At 68.9% G+C, this 17,021-nt stretch carries 16 protein-coding genes; 11 read left to right on the top strand and 5 right to left on the bottom strand.

From position 1 onward, the window contains the following. The first annotated feature begins 9 nt into the window (after window positions 1-9). Complete coding sequence (locus tag QNJ67_03315; GenBank protein ID MDJ0607978.1) at window positions 10-900, top strand: helix-turn-helix transcriptional regulator; 891 nt, start codon at window positions 10-12, stop codon at window positions 898-900. Window positions 901-1,080: 180 nt separating this feature from the next. Here the strand turns inward: QNJ67_03315 and nhaA are convergent, their stop codons facing one another. After that, the gene (nhaA, locus tag QNJ67_03310) at window positions 1,081-2,295 is read right to left on the bottom strand and encodes a Na+/H+ antiporter NhaA (protein ID MDJ0607977.1); all 1,215 of its coding nucleotides are present in this window, start codon (window positions 2,293-2,295) and stop codon (window positions 1,081-1,083) included. 504 nt (window positions 2,296-2,799) lie between these two features. On the opposite strand from nhaA, the gene QNJ67_03305 reads away from it, so the two are divergent. The 3 genes from QNJ67_03305 (at window position 2,800) to QNJ67_03295 (ending at window position 5,018) form a co-directional block, all read left to right on the top strand. Continuing rightward, window positions 2,800-3,765: a sodium-dependent bicarbonate transport family permease gene (locus QNJ67_03305; protein MDJ0607976.1), complete on the top strand. Its 966-nt coding sequence runs from the start codon at window positions 2,800-2,802 to the stop codon at window positions 3,763-3,765. 10 nt (window positions 3,766-3,775) lie between these two features. Further along, window positions 3,776-4,087 carry a DUF190 domain-containing protein gene (locus QNJ67_03300; protein MDJ0607975.1) on the top strand — a complete coding sequence of 104 codons (312 nt, stop codon included), beginning with the start codon at window positions 3,776-3,778 and terminating at the stop codon, window positions 4,085-4,087. A gap of 136 nt (window positions 4,088-4,223) precedes the next feature. Next, window positions 4,224-5,018: a methyltransferase domain-containing protein gene (locus tag QNJ67_03295; protein MDJ0607974.1), complete on the top strand. Its 795-nt coding sequence runs from the start codon at window positions 4,224-4,226 to the stop codon at window positions 5,016-5,018. 233 nt (window positions 5,019-5,251) lie between these two features. Here QNJ67_03295 and QNJ67_03290 read toward each other — a convergent pair whose 3' ends face one another. The 4 genes from QNJ67_03290 to QNJ67_03275 are packed head-to-tail and all read right to left on the bottom strand — an operon-like array spanning window position 5,252 to window position 10,181. Continuing rightward, a complete protein-coding gene (locus QNJ67_03290) occupies window positions 5,252-6,448 on the bottom strand; it encodes a DegT/DnrJ/EryC1/StrS family aminotransferase (GenBank protein MDJ0607973.1) in 1,197 nt (398 codons plus the stop codon). After that, window positions 6,445-7,434: an NAD-dependent epimerase/dehydratase family protein gene (locus QNJ67_03285; protein MDJ0607972.1), complete on the bottom strand. Its 990-nt coding sequence runs from the start codon at window positions 7,432-7,434 to the stop codon at window positions 6,445-6,447. Before QNJ67_03285 ends, QNJ67_03290 begins: the two co-directional genes overlap by 4 nt. Then, window positions 7,422-8,936, bottom strand: a complete 1,515-nt coding sequence (locus tag QNJ67_03280; protein MDJ0607971.1) for a nucleotide sugar dehydrogenase — start codon at window positions 8,934-8,936, stop codon at window positions 7,422-7,424. Before QNJ67_03280 ends, QNJ67_03285 begins: the two co-directional genes overlap by 13 nt. A gap of 12 nt (window positions 8,937-8,948) precedes the next feature. Then, on the bottom strand, window positions 8,949-10,181 hold the full coding sequence (locus QNJ67_03275) for a nucleotidyltransferase family protein (protein ID MDJ0607970.1): 1,233 nt from the start codon (window positions 10,179-10,181) through the stop codon (window positions 8,949-8,951). 445 nt (window positions 10,182-10,626) lie between these two features. Between QNJ67_03275 and QNJ67_03270 the strand changes: the two genes are divergently transcribed. From QNJ67_03270 to QNJ67_03240, 7 genes are all read left to right on the top strand, one after another. Then, window positions 10,627-11,016 (top strand): flagellar biosynthesis repressor FlbT, encoded by a 390-nt coding sequence (locus QNJ67_03270; protein ID MDJ0607969.1) that lies wholly within the window; start codon window positions 10,627-10,629, stop codon window positions 11,014-11,016. Next, entirely contained in the window at window positions 11,006-11,479 is a 474-nt protein-coding gene (gene flaF / locus QNJ67_03265) for a flagellar biosynthesis regulator FlaF (protein ID MDJ0607968.1), read from the top strand. The genes QNJ67_03270 and flaF overlap by 11 nt, the downstream gene beginning before the upstream one ends. 19 nt (window positions 11,480-11,498) lie before the next feature. After that, window positions 11,499-12,662, top strand: a complete 1,164-nt coding sequence (locus QNJ67_03260) for a hypothetical protein (GenBank protein MDJ0607967.1) — start codon at window positions 11,499-11,501, stop codon at window positions 12,660-12,662. A gap of 194 nt (window positions 12,663-12,856) precedes the next feature. Further along, on the top strand, window positions 12,857-14,218 hold the full coding sequence (locus QNJ67_03255; GenBank protein MDJ0607966.1) for a flagellar hook-length control protein FliK: 1,362 nt from the start codon (window positions 12,857-12,859) through the stop codon (window positions 14,216-14,218). Window positions 14,219-14,249: 31 nt separating this feature from the next. Continuing rightward, the gene (locus tag QNJ67_03250; protein MDJ0607965.1) at window positions 14,250-14,918 is read left to right on the top strand and encodes a flagellar hook assembly protein FlgD; all 669 of its coding nucleotides are present in this window, start codon (window positions 14,250-14,252) and stop codon (window positions 14,916-14,918) included. 97 nt (window positions 14,919-15,015) lie between these two features. Next, window positions 15,016-16,278: a flagellar hook protein FlgE gene (flgE, locus tag QNJ67_03245; GenBank protein ID MDJ0607964.1), complete on the top strand. Its 1,263-nt coding sequence runs from the start codon at window positions 15,016-15,018 to the stop codon at window positions 16,276-16,278. Between the two features lie 195 nt (window positions 16,279-16,473). Then, window positions 16,474-16,803, top strand: coding sequence for a DUF1153 domain-containing protein (locus QNJ67_03240; GenBank protein MDJ0607963.1), 330 nt, complete (start codon window positions 16,474-16,476; stop codon window positions 16,801-16,803). Window positions 16,804-17,021 lie beyond the last annotated feature (218 nt).

Below are 17,021 nucleotides of genomic sequence, written 5' to 3'. Positions count from 1 at the left end.
AGGAAGGTCATGGGAGCGCACGCCTTCGAACAGGAACCGCAGCTCACGGCGCGGTTCCGGCACCAGAGCGGAGCCAAGCGCCCCGACCTCTGCGGCTTCGACGGGCGCTGGAACATGCCGGTCGCCCGCTATCGCCGGATCCTCGCCGAGGACCGGCCCCCGCCGGCTGTCGACCACTACGTGCTGACCTACTATCTGGGCGGGCCGCCGGTGCGGCGGCTGGATGCGCCCGGCGACGGGGGCATCGCCCAGCGCGGCGACCTCTCGCTGGAGCGCCCCATGAGCCGGGGCGTCTACGGGTCGAACGGCGCCGTCGAGTACGCCGAGCTCTACTTCCGCCAGAGCCTGCTGTGCGAGATCGCCGACGAGGCCGGCCTGAGCGCGGTGGCCGAGCCGGCCGATTTTTTTGGCCTGCGCGACCGAGACTGGGCCCGCGACGTAGAGACCTACGTCAAGCGGGCCAGCGACCGCGGCGACCCGCCGGGGCCGATGGAGATGGACAGCCGGGCCTATCTGATCGGCGTCGGTGTCCTGCGCACGGTGCGCGACATCTCCGCCCGCCTCCGGGAGCTCCACGATCGGGTCAGCCGCGACGACCTTCGGCCCGTGCTGAAGACGATCGACGAGCGGCTCTCGGAGACGATCCGGCTGAGCGACCTCTCCGCCCTGCTCGACATGAGCCCCTTTCACTTCGCGCGGATCTTCAAGGCCGAGGTGGGCGAGGCGCCGGCGCAATACCTTATGCGGCGGCGCACCGAGCGGGCGATCGAGCTGATCCGTCGCAGCGACCTAACCCTGGCCGAAATCGCCTACCGCAGCGGCTTCTCCAGCCAGTCCCACATGAACCGCCGGATCAAGGAGGCGACCGGGGAGACGCCGAAGGCGCTGCGCTCAGGGTGAGCGTCGGACGGCCTGCCTTGAGGGTAAGCCGTGGGACGGCGGCGCGCCGGGCTCTGTCGGCAAGTCTCTTCGATAGCGCCGCGGCGCCCCGGGCGGGCCCGGGTTCGAAGGGGTCGCAAGAGCTCTCCGTCGAACCCGGTCAGCGTCCTCTAACGCCCTGAGGAAGCGCGAAACGGTTCCTCAGGTCGCCGTCGCGTCCGCCACTTCGGCGCGCGCCCTGCCGGCATTCCTCTCTCCGGCGCCGGCCAGGGAGCGGCGCAGGATCAAGAAGCCGGCAAGACCGGACAGGATGGAGCCGGACAGCACGCCGACACGCACCGCTGCCGCATACTCCGGGTCTTCGAAGGCGAGCGTCCCGATGAAGAGGCTCATGGTGAACCCGATGCCGGCCAGCAGGGCGGCGCCGTGCAGCTGCTGCCAGCTAACGCCCCGCGGCAGGTTGGCCAGCCCGCTACGGACGGCGATCCAGACAAAGCCCAGGATGCCCACCTGCTTGCCGATGAACAGGCCGAGGGCGATGCCGAGGGAGACCGGTCCGAACAGGCTGGACGGCGGGAGCGAAACGAGATTGACACCGGCGTTGGCGAAGGCGAACAGCGGCATGATCCCAAGCATCACCCAGGGCTTCAGCCCGTGTTCCGCGGCAAGGAGGACCGTTTCCTTGCTTCCCGAGGGTCGGGCATGCGGAACGAAGAGCGCGGTCACCACGCCGGCCAAGGTCGCGTGCACGCCCGATTTCAGGAGGAAGACCCAGACGAAGGCGCCGACGAGGATGTAGGGCGCCAAGCGAAGTACGCCGCTGCGGTTCAAGGCCACCAGGGCCACGATGCCGAGCGCCGATATGGCGAGCGAGGTGGTCGAGAGATTATCCGTGTAGAACAGCGCGATGATAATGATCGCCGCCAGATCGTCGATGATCGCGACGGCGAGGAGGAAAACCTTGAGCGCCACGGGCACCCGGCTGCCGAGCAGCGCAAGGATGCCCAGCGCGAAGGCGATGTCCGTTGCCGCCGGGATCGCCCATCCCTGCAGAGCCGCCGGGTCCTCGTAGTTCAGGCCGGCATAGATCAAGGCGGGTATGGCGATGCCGCCGAGCGCGGCGACGAGGGGCAAGGTGGCGCGCTGCGGGTCGGAGAGTTCACCCTCCAGAACCTCTCGCTTCAACTCGAGGCCGACGAGCAGGAAGAAAACCGCCATCAACCCATCGTTGATCCAGAGCAGAAGGGGCTTCTCGATGCCGAATTCCGATACGTTCACCGAAATCATGGTGTCCAGCAGAGCGCTGTAGAGCCCGTTGAGAGAGGTGTTCGAGAAGACCAAGGCGGCTAGCGTCGCGCCGATCAGCAGGACGCCGCCCGCGGCTTCGCCGGACAGCAGCTTTCGGATGGTATCCAGGGCACTCGATGGACTATCGACGCGGTCGGTCACGGCACGGCTCCCGTCTTCGGTTGATCGCAACGGTCGGATTGAGTCGGCGCGACGCCATGTAGCGACAGCGCTCTCCCCCTACGCCACCGACGTGGCTACAGATGACCGTCGAGCCAATCGAGAGGGCACTCGGGGTCGATAGAATTTCCCGATCAGCGTTTTTCTCGGCCAGGTTTCCGGTCGGCGCCCGGGAAGATCCCGAGCCATCCAATCCAGCCAGCCGGCCGCCTTTTGTCTCGTCGGCCTCGGTTGCGGGCGTCGGCATGCACCGCTCCACCGTGGGCGCGCTCGTGCCCTGGCCGCGCTGCCGACAGCTTTCCCGGCTACGCGTGCCCTTGACTGTTCCGCAAATCGTCGGAGTCTCGCCGCTGGACATCACGGACATCGATCGGCAGACGCTCAACAAAGGGCTGGAGGGCCGACCCCTCATCGGCAATTGTCACGGTGTCGAAGCAACGCAGGAGGCCTTGCTTGGAATCCGCATTCGATTTGGCGGCAGCGAACCTCTTGTCGCCGATGATCCTGTTCTTCGCGCTCGGTCTCGCCGCGTCCCTGGCAAAGTCCGATCTGAGCGTGCCTGAGGCTATCGCCAAGGGCCTCTCGCTCTATCTGATGCTCGGGATCGGCTTCAAGGGCGGCGCGGTGGTCGCCCAGCAGGGCCTCGACGTGACCATGGTGCTGGCGCTGGCCAGCGGCGCCCTGCTGAGCGCCCTGCTCCCCCTTGTCGCCTTCCGCCTGCTGGTTCTGACCACCAAGCTTTCGCGGGTCGACGCCGCCGCCGTCGCGGCCCACTACGGCTCGATCTCGATCGTCACCTTTCTCGCCGCGACCCAGGCCCTGGAACGCAGCGGGATACCCTTCGAGGGCTACATGGTGGCGGTCGCCGCTGCGATGGAAACGCCCGCGATCATGGTCGCCCTCTGGTTGTCCCGGACCAGCCGCAGCGGGACTCAGGCCGGCTTGATGCGCGAGGTCGTGCTGAACGGCTCGATCGTCGTCCTGGTCGGCGCCTTCATCATTGGCGGGATCACCGGCGCCGAAGGCCTGGAGACGATCGCGCCCTTGATCGTCGACCCCTTCGCCGGCGTGCTCTGCATCTTCCTGCTCGACATGGGCATCGTCGCCGGCCGGGGGCTGCGGGAGGGCCGCGGGCAGCTCACCCCGGGAGTCGTGATCTTCGGCCTCTACATGCCCCTGGTCGGCGGCGCGTTCGGCGCCCTCGCCGCCATGGCCTCGGGCCTCTCGGTCGGCGGGACGGCCCTGATGATCACGCTGGCCGCCAGCGCCTCCTACATCGCCGTGCCCGCGGCGCTCAGGCTGGCCCTGCCGGAGGCCAGGCCGTCGATCTATCTGCCGCTCTCGCTCGGCGTAACCTTCCCGTTCAATCTGATCGTCGGCATCCCCCTCTACCTCACGTTCGCGTCGGCACTTCATTGAGGAGCCCGTGATGAAAACCTACCCGAAGAAACGGATCGACATCATGATCGAGGCGCCCTTGATGAAGCGCGTGATCGATCTGCTCGATGGCACGGGAGTAGGCGGCTACACCGTGCTGCCGGTTCTCGCCGGACGGGGGCAGGACGGCGCCTGGCACCGGGACGGAGTCGTCGGGCGCGCCGGCGCCCTGGTGATGATCTTCTGCATCCTCGACGAGGAGAACGTCGACGCCGTCCTGAAGCCGCTGTTCGACCTGGTTTCCAGGCAGATCGGCATCGTCACGGTGTCCGACGTCCAGGTGGTCAGGCCCGAATACTTCTGAGCGTGGCCGCCGGATCGTGCCGGCGGAGCGCCGCCGTCAGCGGCTCGTGGGTCAGGAGACGGGGGCACGAGCGGACACAGCAGCGCTATCGGGCACGGCGAGGTTAGCGCAGGAAGCAAGAAGATGGAGAGCCTTCATGACTACACCCGATGAGACCGAACCGGAGCTGGAGTATGACGACGACCTGATCGCCGTGCTGGAAGCGGTTTGGGGTGCGGGTTTCCTGTCGCCGGGTGGCACCGATGAAGTGGACCGCATTCTCGACGGCCTGGATCTGACCGCTCTATCCGTGCTCGATATCGGCTGCGGCATCGGTGGCGCGACGGTACATATCGCCAGCCGCTACGGTGTTGCGGGAATCATCGGTATCGACATCGAGAGCAACTTGATCGAGGCCTGCGATAAGCTGGCGGCGCGATCCGGTTTGTCGGACGTGATCCGGTTCCGCCGTGTCGAGCCCGGGCCACTCCCCGTCGAGGACGCCAGCCTCGATATGGTGTTCAGCAAGGACTCGATCATTCATATCGCCGACAAGCATGCCCTTGCTGAGGACATCTTCCGGTGCCTGAAACCCGGAGGTTTGTTTGCTGCGAGCGATTGGCTGGCCGGCTACTCGGGTGCGCCTTCGCCCGACATGCAGGCCTACGTCTCCGCCGAAGGTCTGGACTTCGGCCTCGCCTCCGCGGCCGTCTACCAGGCGGCGTTGGAAGCGGCGGGTTTCGACGACATCGAGGTGACCGACCGCAACGCCTGGTACAGGCAAGAGGCGCGCCGTGAGCTGGAGAACCTCACCGGTGCCTTGCACGCGAATCTCGAATCCACCGTCGGCAAGCAGTTCTTGGATCGACAGGTCGATGTGTGGAAAAAGATGATCGTCGTCCTCGATCGGGGCGAACTCAGACCGACGCACCTCAGAGCGCGAAAGCCCTAGAGCAGATCCAGGTTTGATGGAATCGCCACGGGCGGTCCATCAACCCGGTGAATCTGCTCTAAACCTATTATGTAGAGCGGAACATCCTGGAGCCAGTTCTCCTCGGCATAGACGTGGCCAGTGTCAATCGCCAGGCCATGCCCATGAGCGCCGTCATTCCTGCAGCCATCCGGACGGCGACCCCGCCCTCGTCGCCGCGCAGAAATCTGGGCGCAGCGGGGACCGAGCGGAACTCAGCGCCGGAAAGCATGGCGGACCGCGGCGATGACCCGGTCCTGCTGAGCGGCGGTCAGGCCGCAGGAGCAGGGCAGCGAGAGCACCTCACGGTGCAGGCGCGCCGCGACCTCGCCGCCGAGGCAGGCGGCGGTCGCGTGCGCCGGGCTCAGATGGAGCGGCTGCCAAAACGGCCGCGAGGCGATCCCGGCCCGCGCCAGATGGTCGGCCAGAGCCCGGCGGTCGAGCGGCGCCGCGGCCGGGTCGAGCCGGATGCTGGCCAGCCAGAAGACCGAGCGCGCCCAGTCCGCCTCCGGCATGAACTCGAGCCCCGGAAGCCCGGAAAGGCCGTCGCGGTAGGCGGCGGCGATCCGCCGCTTGGCGGTGACGAAGTCCGCCAGGCGCTCAAGCTGGGTGAGGCCAAGGGCCGCCTGCAGCGCGGTCAGGCGGTAGTTGAAGCCGACTGCGCCGTGGATCCCTTCGCCCGGATCGTCCCTGGCCGTGGTCGCCAGGTAGCGCGCCCGCTGGGCGAGCTCGGCGTCGTCAGTCACCAGCATGCCGCCGCCGCCGGTGGTCATGATCTTGTTGCCGTTGAAGCTGAAGCAGGCGGCGCGGCCGTCCCCGCCGACCGGGCGGCCCTTGTAGCAAGCACCCAGGCTCTCGGTCGCGTCCTCGATCACCGGCAGACCGTAGCGTGCGGCCAGCGTCGAGAGCGGGTCCATGTCGATCGGGTGGCCCAGAACGTGGACCGGCAGCAGCGCGCCGATCCGGCGCCCGCTCAACCGGTTGCGCAGGCCGCCGGGCGCCGGCTCGCACTGGTTCTCGAGGAACCCGGCCACCAGGCCGACGTCCATCTGCCAGGTCGCCGGGTCGCTGTCGACGAAGAGCGGCCAGGCGCCGGCGTAGCGCACCGCGTTGGCCGGCGCGATGAAGGTGAAGCTCGGCAGGATCACCTCGTCGTCCGGCCTGACGCCGGCGGCGAGCAGGGCCAGGTGCAGGGCCGCCGTGCCGGTGACCGTGGCCAGCGCGTGGCGCGCCCCCAGGCATTCCGCGAAAGCGGCCTCGAACCGCCCGACCTCGGGACCGGCGGTCGACACCCAGCCGCTCTCCAGGCAGGCCGCGACCCGGGCCCGGTCGGCCTCGGCGAGCGCCGGCACGCAGAGCGGGATCTCCTCGGCGGGGGCGGTCTCCGGCCGCGCGGCGGCGGGCGCGGTCACGCCGGCTGCTCCAGGGGCGCGGCGAAGCAGTGCCGCTCGTACCAGTTCCAGGTCCGCGCCAGCCCCTGGCGCAGGTCGACTCGCGGCTGGTAGCCGGTGGCGGCCAGGGTCTTCGTCATGTCGGGGCAGCGCCGCGCCGGCGAGCCGGGCGTCGTCGCGCCGGCGACCACCTCGAGTTCGCGGCCCAGGGTCTCGAGGACCAGCCGGGCCAGGGCGCCCATGGCGATCATCTCGCCGCCGTTGCCCAGGTTGTAGACCCCGCCCAGGGTCCCGGGCGCCCGGGCCAGGCGCAGCAGCATCTCGACCGCGTCCTCGACGAAGCAGAAGGCGCGGCAGTGCGCCGCCGAAAAGACCTCGAGCCGGCCGCCCTCGGGCGCCTCGGCGGCGCGCTGCATCAGCTCGGGGATCACGTGCGCCAGCCCCATGCGCGGACCGTAGATGTTGTAGGGGCGGGCGATGGTGACCGGCAGCCCGGCGTGGAGGCAGAGCGCCTCGCCGTAGAGCTTGGACAGGAGGTAGCTGCTGCGCGGCCGGGCCAGGTCGGGCAGCGCGACCGGCGCCGCCTCGGGTGTCGGGACGGCCAGGTCCAAGTGCTCCAGCGAGCCGGCGTGGACCTCGCTGGTCGAGAGGAAGACCAGACGCTCGAGAGCTGCCTGGCCGGCGGCGAAGTCGAGCACCCGAAGCAGCATCTCGGCGTTGTCGCGCAGCACGGCGAAGGGCCGGCGCTCCACGTTGGCGACACCGACGATCGCGGCCAGATGGAAGATCTGGTCGTAACGGCGGTCCAGTCCGGCGAAGGCCTCCGGCCGGATCAGGTCCCGCTCCACGCAGACGAGGCGGCGATCGTCGCCGAGGGCGGCGAGCTCGCCGTCGCGCCGGCCGCGCGAGAAGTCGTCGACCAGGTCGACCTGGGCACCATCGGCCAGGAGGCGCCGCGCCAGATGCAGGCCGATGAAGCCGGCGCCGCCGGTGATCAGGACGCGCAAGGCGAGGTCCCTCCCCTGCCAATGGCGGCGACCGGGCAGCCGAGCCTGGCGAGGCCATCTCTCTGCTCCCGGTCGAGAACACTGTCGGCGTCGAGGATCTTCGGCCGGGCTGCGCCGAGCCAGTGCGGAAAATCCAGCGCCCGGTAAGCGTCGTGGCCGACCGCGACGACCACGGCGTCGCAGCCCGCCGGGTCCGGCAGGGCCTCGGGAATGGCGATATCGAGCTCGGGCCAATGGCGCACCAGGGGATCGTGCACCGCCACACTCGCGCCGCGGCGCCTGGCCTCCATAACGAAGGCCGCCGCCGGCGCGTTGCGGGTATCGGCAACCTCGGGCCGGTAGCTGACGCCGAGCAGGAGCAGCCGCCTCTCCGCCAAACTCCCGCCCAGGAGCGCCTCGACCGCGTCGAGGCTCGCCAGGGGCATGGCCCGGTTGACCGCGACGGCCTGCCGGCAGAAGGGGAAGTCCAGGTCCTCGCGCCGGAAGATCTCACGCGCGGCGGCCAGCGCCAGCAGGGGATCCTTCGGCAGGCAGTAGCCGCCGACGCCGAAGCCCGGCTGCCGCAGGTTGGCGTGGGTCGGCCGCTGCCGGACCGCGTCGATCACCTCGAAGAGGTCGAGCCCGACCGCCTCCGCGAAGCGGCCCCACTCGTCCATGAAGGCGATGTTGACCGCGCGGTAGCTGTTCTCCAGCACCTTCGCGGTCTCGGACGCCGTGGTGGAGGACAGGCGCTTGAGCGGATAGTCCGCGACGTTGACGACCTGGCCCAGGAAGGCGGCGCAGGCCTCGGCCGCCGCCTCGGTGTGCCCGGCGTAGACCCGCCAGTAGTTGACGATCGAGTCGAGGTAGCCGGCGCCGGGCATGACCCTTTCATAGGCGTGGGCCAAGAGGAACCCGTCCGCGGGCAGGCCCCGCGCGGCCAGGCCCTCGGCCAGCGCCGGCGCCACCACCCGGCTGCAGGTACCGGGCGGCACGGTGGTCTCGACGATCACCAGGGTGCCGGACGCGATGGTCCGGCCGAGCGTGGCGATCGCCTCGCGGAACCGCGCCAGCTCGAGCCGGGCCGCCGGACCGCCCGCCGCCTCCGTGTCAATCGCGAGATCCAGATCGATGTCGACCAGGACCACCGCGGCGCTCGCGTAGGCCGCCGGATCGCTGGTCGCGACGAGATTGCCGTCGTTACGGGACTGCCGGGCCGCCGCCTCGAGGGCGCGGTCCTCGGTGGCGAAGGGAAAGCGGCCCTGGTTGAGGCTCTCGATCGCCGCCCGGCCGCGGGGCGTCTCCAGGTCGACGCCGACGACGTCGAACCGCGGCCGGCCCTCGGCGTCGCGCGCCCGCGCCACCGCCAGGGCCACGGCGGCGCCGACGAAGCCCAGGCCCTGAACGCAGACGACCGGCCTCTGCCCGGCGCGGCCGGGCCGCAGACGGTTGGCGGGGTCGGGGACGGCCGGCATTTCTCCGCCGGGTCCCGCCGTCGGCGGCCGGCGGCGCGTTCTGATCATGCCCGGTGCCACCTAGTCATCGACCTTGCCGCTCTCGACGTCCTGCTGGACCCGCTCGTAGTCCTCGAGCTGGCCGATATCGAGCCAGTACTCGTGGATCGGGAAGCAGACGACGCGGCGGCCGCGCTCGATCAGACGGTCGATCAGGTCGGTCATGTCGAAGCGCCGCCCGCCTGGGATCTCGCGGCAAACCGACGGCTCGATCAGGTAGATGCCCGCGTTGAAGAAGAAGCTGAGCTCGGGCTTCTCGCGCAGCGCGGTCACCGCCGGCCCGTCGCACTCGACCACGCCGTAGGGCACCTTCATCGCGTAGCGGCGCACACAGAGCGTCATGTCGGCGCCGTGCTCCAGGTGATATTCGAGCAGGGCCCGGTAGTTGACCCGGGTCAGGATGTCGCCGTTGATCACCAGCAGCGGCTGGTCGCCATCGGTCTGGAGCTGGCGCAGGGCGCCCGCCGTGCCGAGCGGCTCGGCCTCGTGGTGGTAGTGCACCGCGGCGCCGAAGGAGCTGCCGTCGCCGAAATGCTGGCGGATCTTGTCGGCCTGGAAGTGGGTCGTGATGTTGATGCTGCGGATCCCGGCCTGGCCCAGCTGCTCGATGGTGCGTTCCAGCAGCGGGCGGTTGCCTACCGGCAGCATGGGCTTCGGCGTCGCCGCCGTCAGCGGGCGCAGGCGCGTTCCCAGGCCGCCCGCCATGATCACCGCGCGCAGCGGCAGGTCCTGCTGCCGGACGAAGCGGCTGAGCAGCGCCAGGCCCGTGACCCGGCCGTCGGGCTCGACCAGGGGAACGTGACGGATCAGGTACTTGCTCATGATGCGCAGCAGCGTGACGGCGACCGTCCCGCGGGGCGCCGTGATCGGCTGCTGGTGGCGCCGCGCCAGGTCGGGGTGCAGCAGGCGCTCGGCCGGCTGGTCCAGATCCAGGCCGGCCAGAAGAGCCCGGCGGATGTCGCCGTCGGTTACCGTGTTCAGAAGCTGGCCCCGGCGGTCGACGACCAGGGCGAGGCCCTCGCCGCCGGTGTCGATCTGCCGCACCACGTCCCGGATCGGCCAATCGGACCTGACCGTGAAGGGGGCGATGTCGTCGACGCAGACCTCGAAGCGAAAATCAGGCAGCCCGCTGCCGCTCTCTGCCGGCGCTTGCGCGGCGGCGCCGGTTTCGGGGCTCTCGAGGACCTCGGGGACCTCGGCGTCGTCCGGCCGGATCGGGAACTCGGAGCCGTCCTGGCGAAGCGAACGAGGCATCGCAATCCTTCGAAACGGCCGGCCCTCGACCCGAACCGGCGCGGCAAGACCCGTCGCGCCACAGAGGACGCGTTGGAGGGAATCCTTAAGGCGGTCTACACATTTTTGCTTAATTGATACTTAATAGTCTTTTTGTCTCACCATTACTTAGTCAACGCCATGCATCGGGTCTTGGTGACTTCAACGCGGGACGGGCCTGCACGTCCGGCTACTTCAATTTCCGATAGCGCAATCAGGGATCCCGATGCTTATCTCATTGCTAAATAGAGATTCTGATACAAACAGCGGTCGTGCGCTTCCGGGCACCGCCCGCGATCACCTGTCTAATTCGTTATGATCAGAAGACTACGTATGCGTATTTTTTGTTTAGTCTTAATTAACCATAGTTTAATCATGTCGGGCTTAGGCTAATTGCAGGAAGAAATCCACAGAGGCGACGAACGCCATGCCCCTGAAACTGACCGTCGGCAAAGGTGAGAAGCTGATCGTCAACGGTGCGGTGATCCGCAACGACGGCGAGGGAACCAGCCTGCTGTTCGAGAACCAGGCCCACATCCTGCGCCAGAAGGACATTCTGACCCAGGAAAGCGCCACGACACCGGCGGCGCGCGTGTACCTGGCCCTGCAGTGCGCCTACCTCTTTCCAGAGAAGGCGACCGCCCACATCGGCGACTTCCGCCGCCTCCTCAAGGACTACCTGGAAGCGGCGCCCAGCGGCCAGACGATCGGCGCCGAGATCCTGGCGCTGGTCGAGGACCACCAGCTCTACAGCGCCCTGAAGCAATGCAGCCGCCTCTTGGACCACGAGTCCGAGGTCCTGTCACATGTCCAATGACACTGCACTGCACAGCTATAACCGTTTTCACAAGGCCGGCGGCGCGCCGCGGGAGACCGAGGGGCGCGCCCTGCTGGAAGCCGCGCGGCGCCTGTCCGAGGCCCAGCAGAACCCGGACGACCGCAAGGGCCTGCGCGAGGCGGCCCGCCTCAACTGGCGCCTCTGGACCATCTTTCAGGCCGAGTTGAGCGCGCCGGAGTGCCCGGTCCCCCAGGAGATCCGGGTCAACATGCTGAACCTCTGCAACTTCGTCGACAGGCGCACGGTCGCCGTCCTGGCCGAGGCCAAGCCGCACCTGCTCGACGTGCTGATCAACGTGAATCGGCAGATCGCCGCCGGCCTGCTGACCACGCCGGAAGGCGAGCAGGGCGCCCAGGACGAGCCGGCGAGCGCCGAGGGCGCCGGCGAAAAGTCCGGCACCAGCGATCCGACCGGCTCGTCGGGCGGCGGGATCACGATCTGAGCGAAACGGGGAGAAGTCCATGGCGAGAGACGCGGCGAAGACCTGGCAGGTGAGCTTCCTCGACGAGACGGTCGTCGTGCTGGACGGACCGCCGAGCGCGATCGTCGACTATCTCGCGGCGGAGTACGCCCCCTTGGCGGTGGCCCCGTCGCGCGACGGCCACGCCGACATCCGGATCGCCCTGACCGAGGATCGCGCCGACCCGGAGTCGAGCGACCGCCACGGAGCCTCGGTGGCCAGCGACCGACGCGGCGTCTTCCTCCACGACGGCCAGGACCGCTGCCTGCGCCTGGACTTCGCCTCGCTCTCAGGCGAGTGCTGGCGCGCCACCTGCGACCCCGACTTCGACCCTCCGGCGTTTGATCGCCTGCTGCTGCAGCTCATTCAGCTCCGCCTGCTTTGCCGGGGCAAGGCTCTCTTGCCCGCCGCCGCCGCCGAGCGCCGGGGCGCCACGATTTTGGTCCCGGGCTCGCGCCGGTCGGGCAAGACCAACCTGCTGTTGGGCCTGCTGGCCGAGGGCGCGCGCTTCATCGGCGACGACTGGGCCGCGCTCGACCGCGGCGGCTTGGTCCAGGGCCTCGGCAAGCGTCTCCACCTCTCCTACCGGACCATCGAGGCTTTCCCCGACCTGGCCCAGGACCTGCCGGAACCGGCGGCGTCCCTGGTCGGTGGCCTCGCGCACCTGCGCGGCGGCGAGGCGGGCCTCGACCCGGCGACCTTGCGGGACCTGGAGACGCGCGTTCACCTCGAAGCGAGGCCCGAGACCCTGCTCGGCCAGCAGCCGGTCCGCAGCGGCCGTCCGGTCGATCAGCTGCTGCTGCTCGAGCGCCGCGCCTGGAACAAGAGCGCCACCGAGACCCGGGAGGCGGACAGGGCCGCCATGGCCGAGAGCCTGACCGCCCTGGCGGAGCAGCAGATCGAGGAGCTGCTTGCCGCCTATCGCGCCCACCGGGCGGAGACCGGCCGGCGCGCCGAAGTCATCGACTCCTGGCGCCGGGCCTGCACGGCAATCCTGGGCGACGCGCTGCACCGCTGTGCGACCTGGCGGGTGCTGATGCCCGAATCCTATGTGGCGGAAACGCCGCCCCGGGCGATCCGCGACCTGCTCGACGGCACCCCGGACCCGGACCGCCAGGGCGGCGTCGGGCGTGCCGTCTCGGCGGGGCCCCGCTCCGTCGCCTGACCGGCGGCAGGAACTGCCGGACCCGGCAGCTTGTACCGACCTGGCGCGGCCGGCCTGCCCCGCAGTCCGGCGTCGCCGCCGGGACGGCCAGAAATTCTCCCATGAAAATCAGAGGCTAAGCCCTCGTCGGCGGACTGGCCCGCGACTTGCTTCCGGATACCCGGAACACTGCGGAGAACGACACCAGTCCGGCGATGGATGTATTCGGGATCATAGGACAAGGCGGAACGGGCCGGCCCGGCGAGGGCCAGGCCGCCCCCCTCGGCCAGGGCGTCGGGGGCGTTCAGGGCGTCCAAGACGTCCAGGGCGTCCGGGGCGCCTTCGCAGCATTGCTCGCCGGGGCCGTCGACAGGCCTGCGCTCAACGCCGTTGGCGTCACGCCGGGCGAGGCCGAGGCGGCCGTCCTGCCGGCAGTGGATGCCGCGCCGCCCCCCGCCGCACCGCCGCCCCTGCCGCCAGGGATCGGGTCGCTCCAGACCGAAGGCCTGACACCGACCGGTCCGCGCAACCCCGGCGTCATGGTCGAGAGCAGGCCGGAAGCGCCGCCGGCGTCCGAGACGCTCGACATCTTCAAGCCCCTGGCGACCGACGCGGCCGGGCCGGCGCCTGGCGTTTCGGCGCCTGGGATCGCTGGCGAGGGCGCGCAGGCGCTGCCGGCGGATGGCGTCGAAACCGCCCGCCCGGCCGGCCCGGCGCCGTCGGGCGAGGCTGCGCAGGGCCTCGAGGCGACGATCAAGGCGGCGCAGAACGCCGGCGAGACGGCGAGGGCCGCCGCGTCCGCGAGCGGTGCCGCAGCACCGGCAGACCCGTCCGGAAACCAGTCCTTCGCCGAGGATTCCCGCGAGCGATCCGCCCGGAGCGGACCCGGACCGCAGCCGTCATTAGCGGCTGACGAGCAGGTTCGCCCAAGCGTAACGGTGGCGGAGAGCCGGGCCGGCAACCCGGCCCAGACGCCGGAGACCGCCAAGGCGGCGACCGGCGCGACGGCGCCGCCGCCAACCACCACTCCGATCAGCGCTCCGGCAGCGGAGCCCGCTCCGGCGCCGCTCGGCACCCCGGGGCTCCAGGGCGCCTTGCCGACGGGCGACGCGGCTAGCACCGGCGCGGCGCCGGAGAGCACGCCCGGCCGCACCGCGGGCGCGAGCCCGCAGAGCGAAATCCTGGCGGTCCGTATCCAAAAGGCGGTGCAGGCCGGCCAGGACCGGATCTCCCTGCGCCTGCACCCGGCGGAACTGGGACGGATCGACGTCCAGCTTGAGTTCGCCGAGGACGGCCGCCTGCGCGCGGCGATCCTGGCCGAGCGTGGCGAGGCTCTCGATCTTCTGCAGCGGGATGCGCGCGTGCTCGAAAGAGCGCTCCAAGAGGCCGGCCTCAAGACCGACGCGGGCAGCTTCACCTTCGATCTGCGCGACCAGTCGGCTCATGACAAACACCAGTCCCGCGACGTCGACGGGGCGTCCCGCAACGGCGCCGAGGGAACGGCAGACCTGGATGACGACCCTGGCGCCAAGCCCGGGACGGGCAGCCATCGCGGCCTGATCGACTTGACGGTCTGACGCGGGCCTCCGGAAGAAAGGAGCTGAGTTCATGGAAATCAACGGCGTTCCCCTTCTCGAGCTGCAGCCGCCGGGAAGCAGCACCACCAATCTGACGGAGACCTTCGACAACTTCCTGACGCTGCTGACCACGCAGCTGCAGAACCAGGACCCGCTCGAACCGCTCGACACCAATCAGTTCACGGACCAGCTGGTGCAGTTCGCCAACGTGGAGCAGGCGATCAACACGAACACCAAGCTCGACCAGTTGATCGCCGCCCAGGGCGGCAACCAGCTGACCGGCGCCCTCGACTACATCGGCAAGACGGTCACGGTCGAGGGCACCGGCCTCGACCTCGTCGACGGCGGCGCGACCCTCGCCTACGACCTATCCGGGGCGGCCAGCGCGGTCACGGTCCTTGTCCTGGACTCGCTGGGCCAACCGGTGGCGAGCCTCAAGGGTCCTTCGGGCACCGGGCCCCAGGAGATCGTCTGGGACGGCAAGGATGACCAGGGCAACCAGCTGCCCGACGGCAGCTACAGCTTCAGCGTGCAGGCCCTCGACGGCCAGGGCGACCCCGTGGCGCTGACACAGGGTTCGGTCGGCAAGGTGAGCGGCATCGAGCTGGTCAACGGCGAGGTCATCCTCTCGGTCGGCAGCCTCCAGGTCTCGCTGAGCCAGATCCTGTCGGTCCGCGCGCCGGCGGGCGGCGGCGCCTAGTCTGCCGCCCCCCCCGTGCGGGCCAAGATTTTTCCGGGGCAGGAAGCCCTAACCGATGGATCGCGGTCCATCGCCTAGTCGCTAAGGGAGAAAAGAGATGAGTATCGGTGGTGCACTCTTTGCCAGCGTGGCCGGATTGTCGGCGCAGAGCCAGGCAATCGGCATGATTTCCGACAACATCGCCAACGTGAACACGGTCGGCTACAAGGGCCTCAATGCCAGCTTCTCGACGCTGGTGACGACGCCCGCGACGGCCAACAGCCACTCGCCGGGCGGCGTGCGCTCTCAGCCGATCCAGTCCATCGATTCCCAGGGCATTCTCCAGACCACGACATCCTCGACGGATATCGCGATCTCGGGCAACGGGCTCTTCGTGGTGAACGAGGCCGCGGCGCCAGGGCCCGGGGACGAGTATCTCTACACCCGGGCCGGCTCCTTCCGCACCGACTCCAGTGGCAACCTGGTGAACGACGCGGGCTATTTCCTGCAGGGCTGGCCACTCTCCTCCTCCGGCGCCCTGCCCGCCAACCCCACGGTGCTGTCCAGCGTGCAGACCGTAAACGTCGCCAACCTGGCGGGCATCGCGACGGCCACCGGGAACATCGACCTCGGCATCAATCTGCCGGCGACCGCCGTCAACGGCGAAACCCACAGCGCCACCGTGCAGATCCTCGACTCTCTGGGCACCGCCCACGACCTGCAGATCGACTTCGTCTACGACTCCGCCACGCCGGAATGGGACATCACGGTCCAGAACCCCACCCTGTCCTCGACCGGCGCCGCCAGCGGCACCGTGGCCGCCGCGGCCCGATCGATCAGCTTCGACGGCAACGGCACGCCCGCCGTGATCACCTTCCCGGCGATCGACATCACCTGGACCGCGACCACGGCCAACCCTAGCTCGATCGCGGCCAATCTCGGCACGGTCGGGCTAACCGACGGCGTCACCCAGTTCTCGGGCCCCTTCGTCGTCTCCTTCCTGGATCAGGACGGCCTGCCGTTCGGCTCATTCACAGACGTCATCATCGACGAGGACGGCATCGTTTCGGCGCTGTTCGACAACGGCCGCACCCTGGCCATCTACCAGCTGCCGCTGGCCCGCTTCGGCAATCCGAACGGACTCTCGGCCCGAGACGGCAACGCCTTCATCGAGACCCTCTCCTCGGGCAACGTGCTGCTGCAGCAGGCCAACACCGGCGGCGCCGGCGTCGTGGCCTCGGCGGCCCTGGAGAACTCCAACGTCGATCTCGCCGAAGAATTTACCAACCTGATCGTCGCCCAGCGCGCCTTCTCGGCCAATACGCGGGTGATCACCACGGCCGACGAATTACTGGAAGAAATCACGTCAGTAATTCGATAAGACAAATCAATTACTTTTCAGGTACCCACGCTGAAAAAGACTATTCTGTCGATTTCGGCGTGGGTATTTTGAATAAATGCGGTTAACGGAATTATTACTACTTTTAAACCTTGTTTAACTCCCCGATTTAGCGATTTGTAAAGACGGCACCAGTACTGTAGCCGAACAACTAAAGCCCAGGTTGGAGGCTAGTTTATGGCGTCGGAGAGCCCAGGTAGGCCCAACACAGTCATCGGACCGGCAGGTAAGCCGTTGTCCATCGATGATCTGCCGCCTCCGAACACGGAGCGGTGGGTCATTCGGCGCAAGGCCGAAGTGGTCGCCGCTGTGCGCGCGGGTCTGATCACCTTGGAGGAGGCCTGCGAGCGCTACCGCCTTTCGGTCGAGGAGTTCCTGTCCTGGCAACGCCTCATCGACCGTCACGGCATGCGCGGACTCCGCACGACCCGGTTGCAGCAGTACCGGCGCACCTCCCCCAACGGCGAGACCGTCCTCGGCGAGGCCCCGCCCAACAGCGGCTCCTGAGCCCGCCGCCCCACCGCGCCGCCGGTGCGACGCCCCTGACGAGCACCCCCGTGCCAGCCCCTGGCGCGGGGGTTTGCGATTCCAGGGCGCTTCAACACAAATTAGAATAGAACTGCTAGGCAATTATTTCCCCGCCTTAACCGCGCTTTTACTGAAGACGAATAGACTAATTTAATGATCAGAGGCGGTTGGCGCCCTTCGGGCGGCGCGCCACTCTG

It is taken from the genome of Kiloniellales bacterium, assembly GCA_030064845.1.
Taxonomy (GTDB): Bacteria; Pseudomonadota; Alphaproteobacteria; order Kiloniellales; family JAKSDN01; genus JASJEC01.
This window is presented reverse-complemented; position numbering and strand designations above follow the sequence as displayed.

What these genes read in the sequence shown, in the direction of transcription:
- flgE (MDJ0607964.1), top strand. Translation starts at nt 15,016, where the DNA reads ATGAGTATCGGTGGTGCACTCTTTGCCAGCGTGGCCGGATTGTCGGCG.
- QNJ67_03275 (MDJ0607970.1), bottom strand. Translation starts at nt 10,181, where the DNA reads ATGCCTCGTTCGCTTCGCCAGGACGGCTCCGAGTTCCCGATCCGGCCG.
- QNJ67_03240 (MDJ0607963.1), top strand. Translation starts at nt 16,474, where the DNA reads ATGGCGTCGGAGAGCCCAGGTAGGCCCAACACAGTCATCGGACCGGCA.
- QNJ67_03250 (MDJ0607965.1), top strand. Translation starts at nt 14,250, where the DNA reads ATGGAAATCAACGGCGTTCCCCTTCTCGAGCTGCAGCCGCCGGGAAGC.
- QNJ67_03260 (MDJ0607967.1), top strand. Translation starts at nt 11,499, where the DNA reads ATGGCGAGAGACGCGGCGAAGACCTGGCAGGTGAGCTTCCTCGACGAG.
- QNJ67_03315 (MDJ0607978.1), top strand. Translation starts at nt 10, where the DNA reads ATGGGAGCGCACGCCTTCGAACAGGAACCGCAGCTCACGGCGCGGTTC.
- QNJ67_03295 (MDJ0607974.1), top strand. Translation starts at nt 4,224, where the DNA reads ATGACTACACCCGATGAGACCGAACCGGAGCTGGAGTATGACGACGAC.
- QNJ67_03300 (MDJ0607975.1), top strand. Translation starts at nt 3,776, where the DNA reads ATGAAAACCTACCCGAAGAAACGGATCGACATCATGATCGAGGCGCCC.
- QNJ67_03280 (MDJ0607971.1), bottom strand. Translation starts at nt 8,936, where the DNA reads ATGATCAGAACGCGCCGCCGGCCGCCGACGGCGGGACCCGGCGGAGAA.
- QNJ67_03255 (MDJ0607966.1), top strand. Translation starts at nt 12,857, where the DNA reads ATGGATGTATTCGGGATCATAGGACAAGGCGGAACGGGCCGGCCCGGC.
- flaF (MDJ0607968.1), top strand. Translation starts at nt 11,006, where the DNA reads ATGTCCAATGACACTGCACTGCACAGCTATAACCGTTTTCACAAGGCC.
- QNJ67_03270 (MDJ0607969.1), top strand. Translation starts at nt 10,627, where the DNA reads ATGCCCCTGAAACTGACCGTCGGCAAAGGTGAGAAGCTGATCGTCAAC.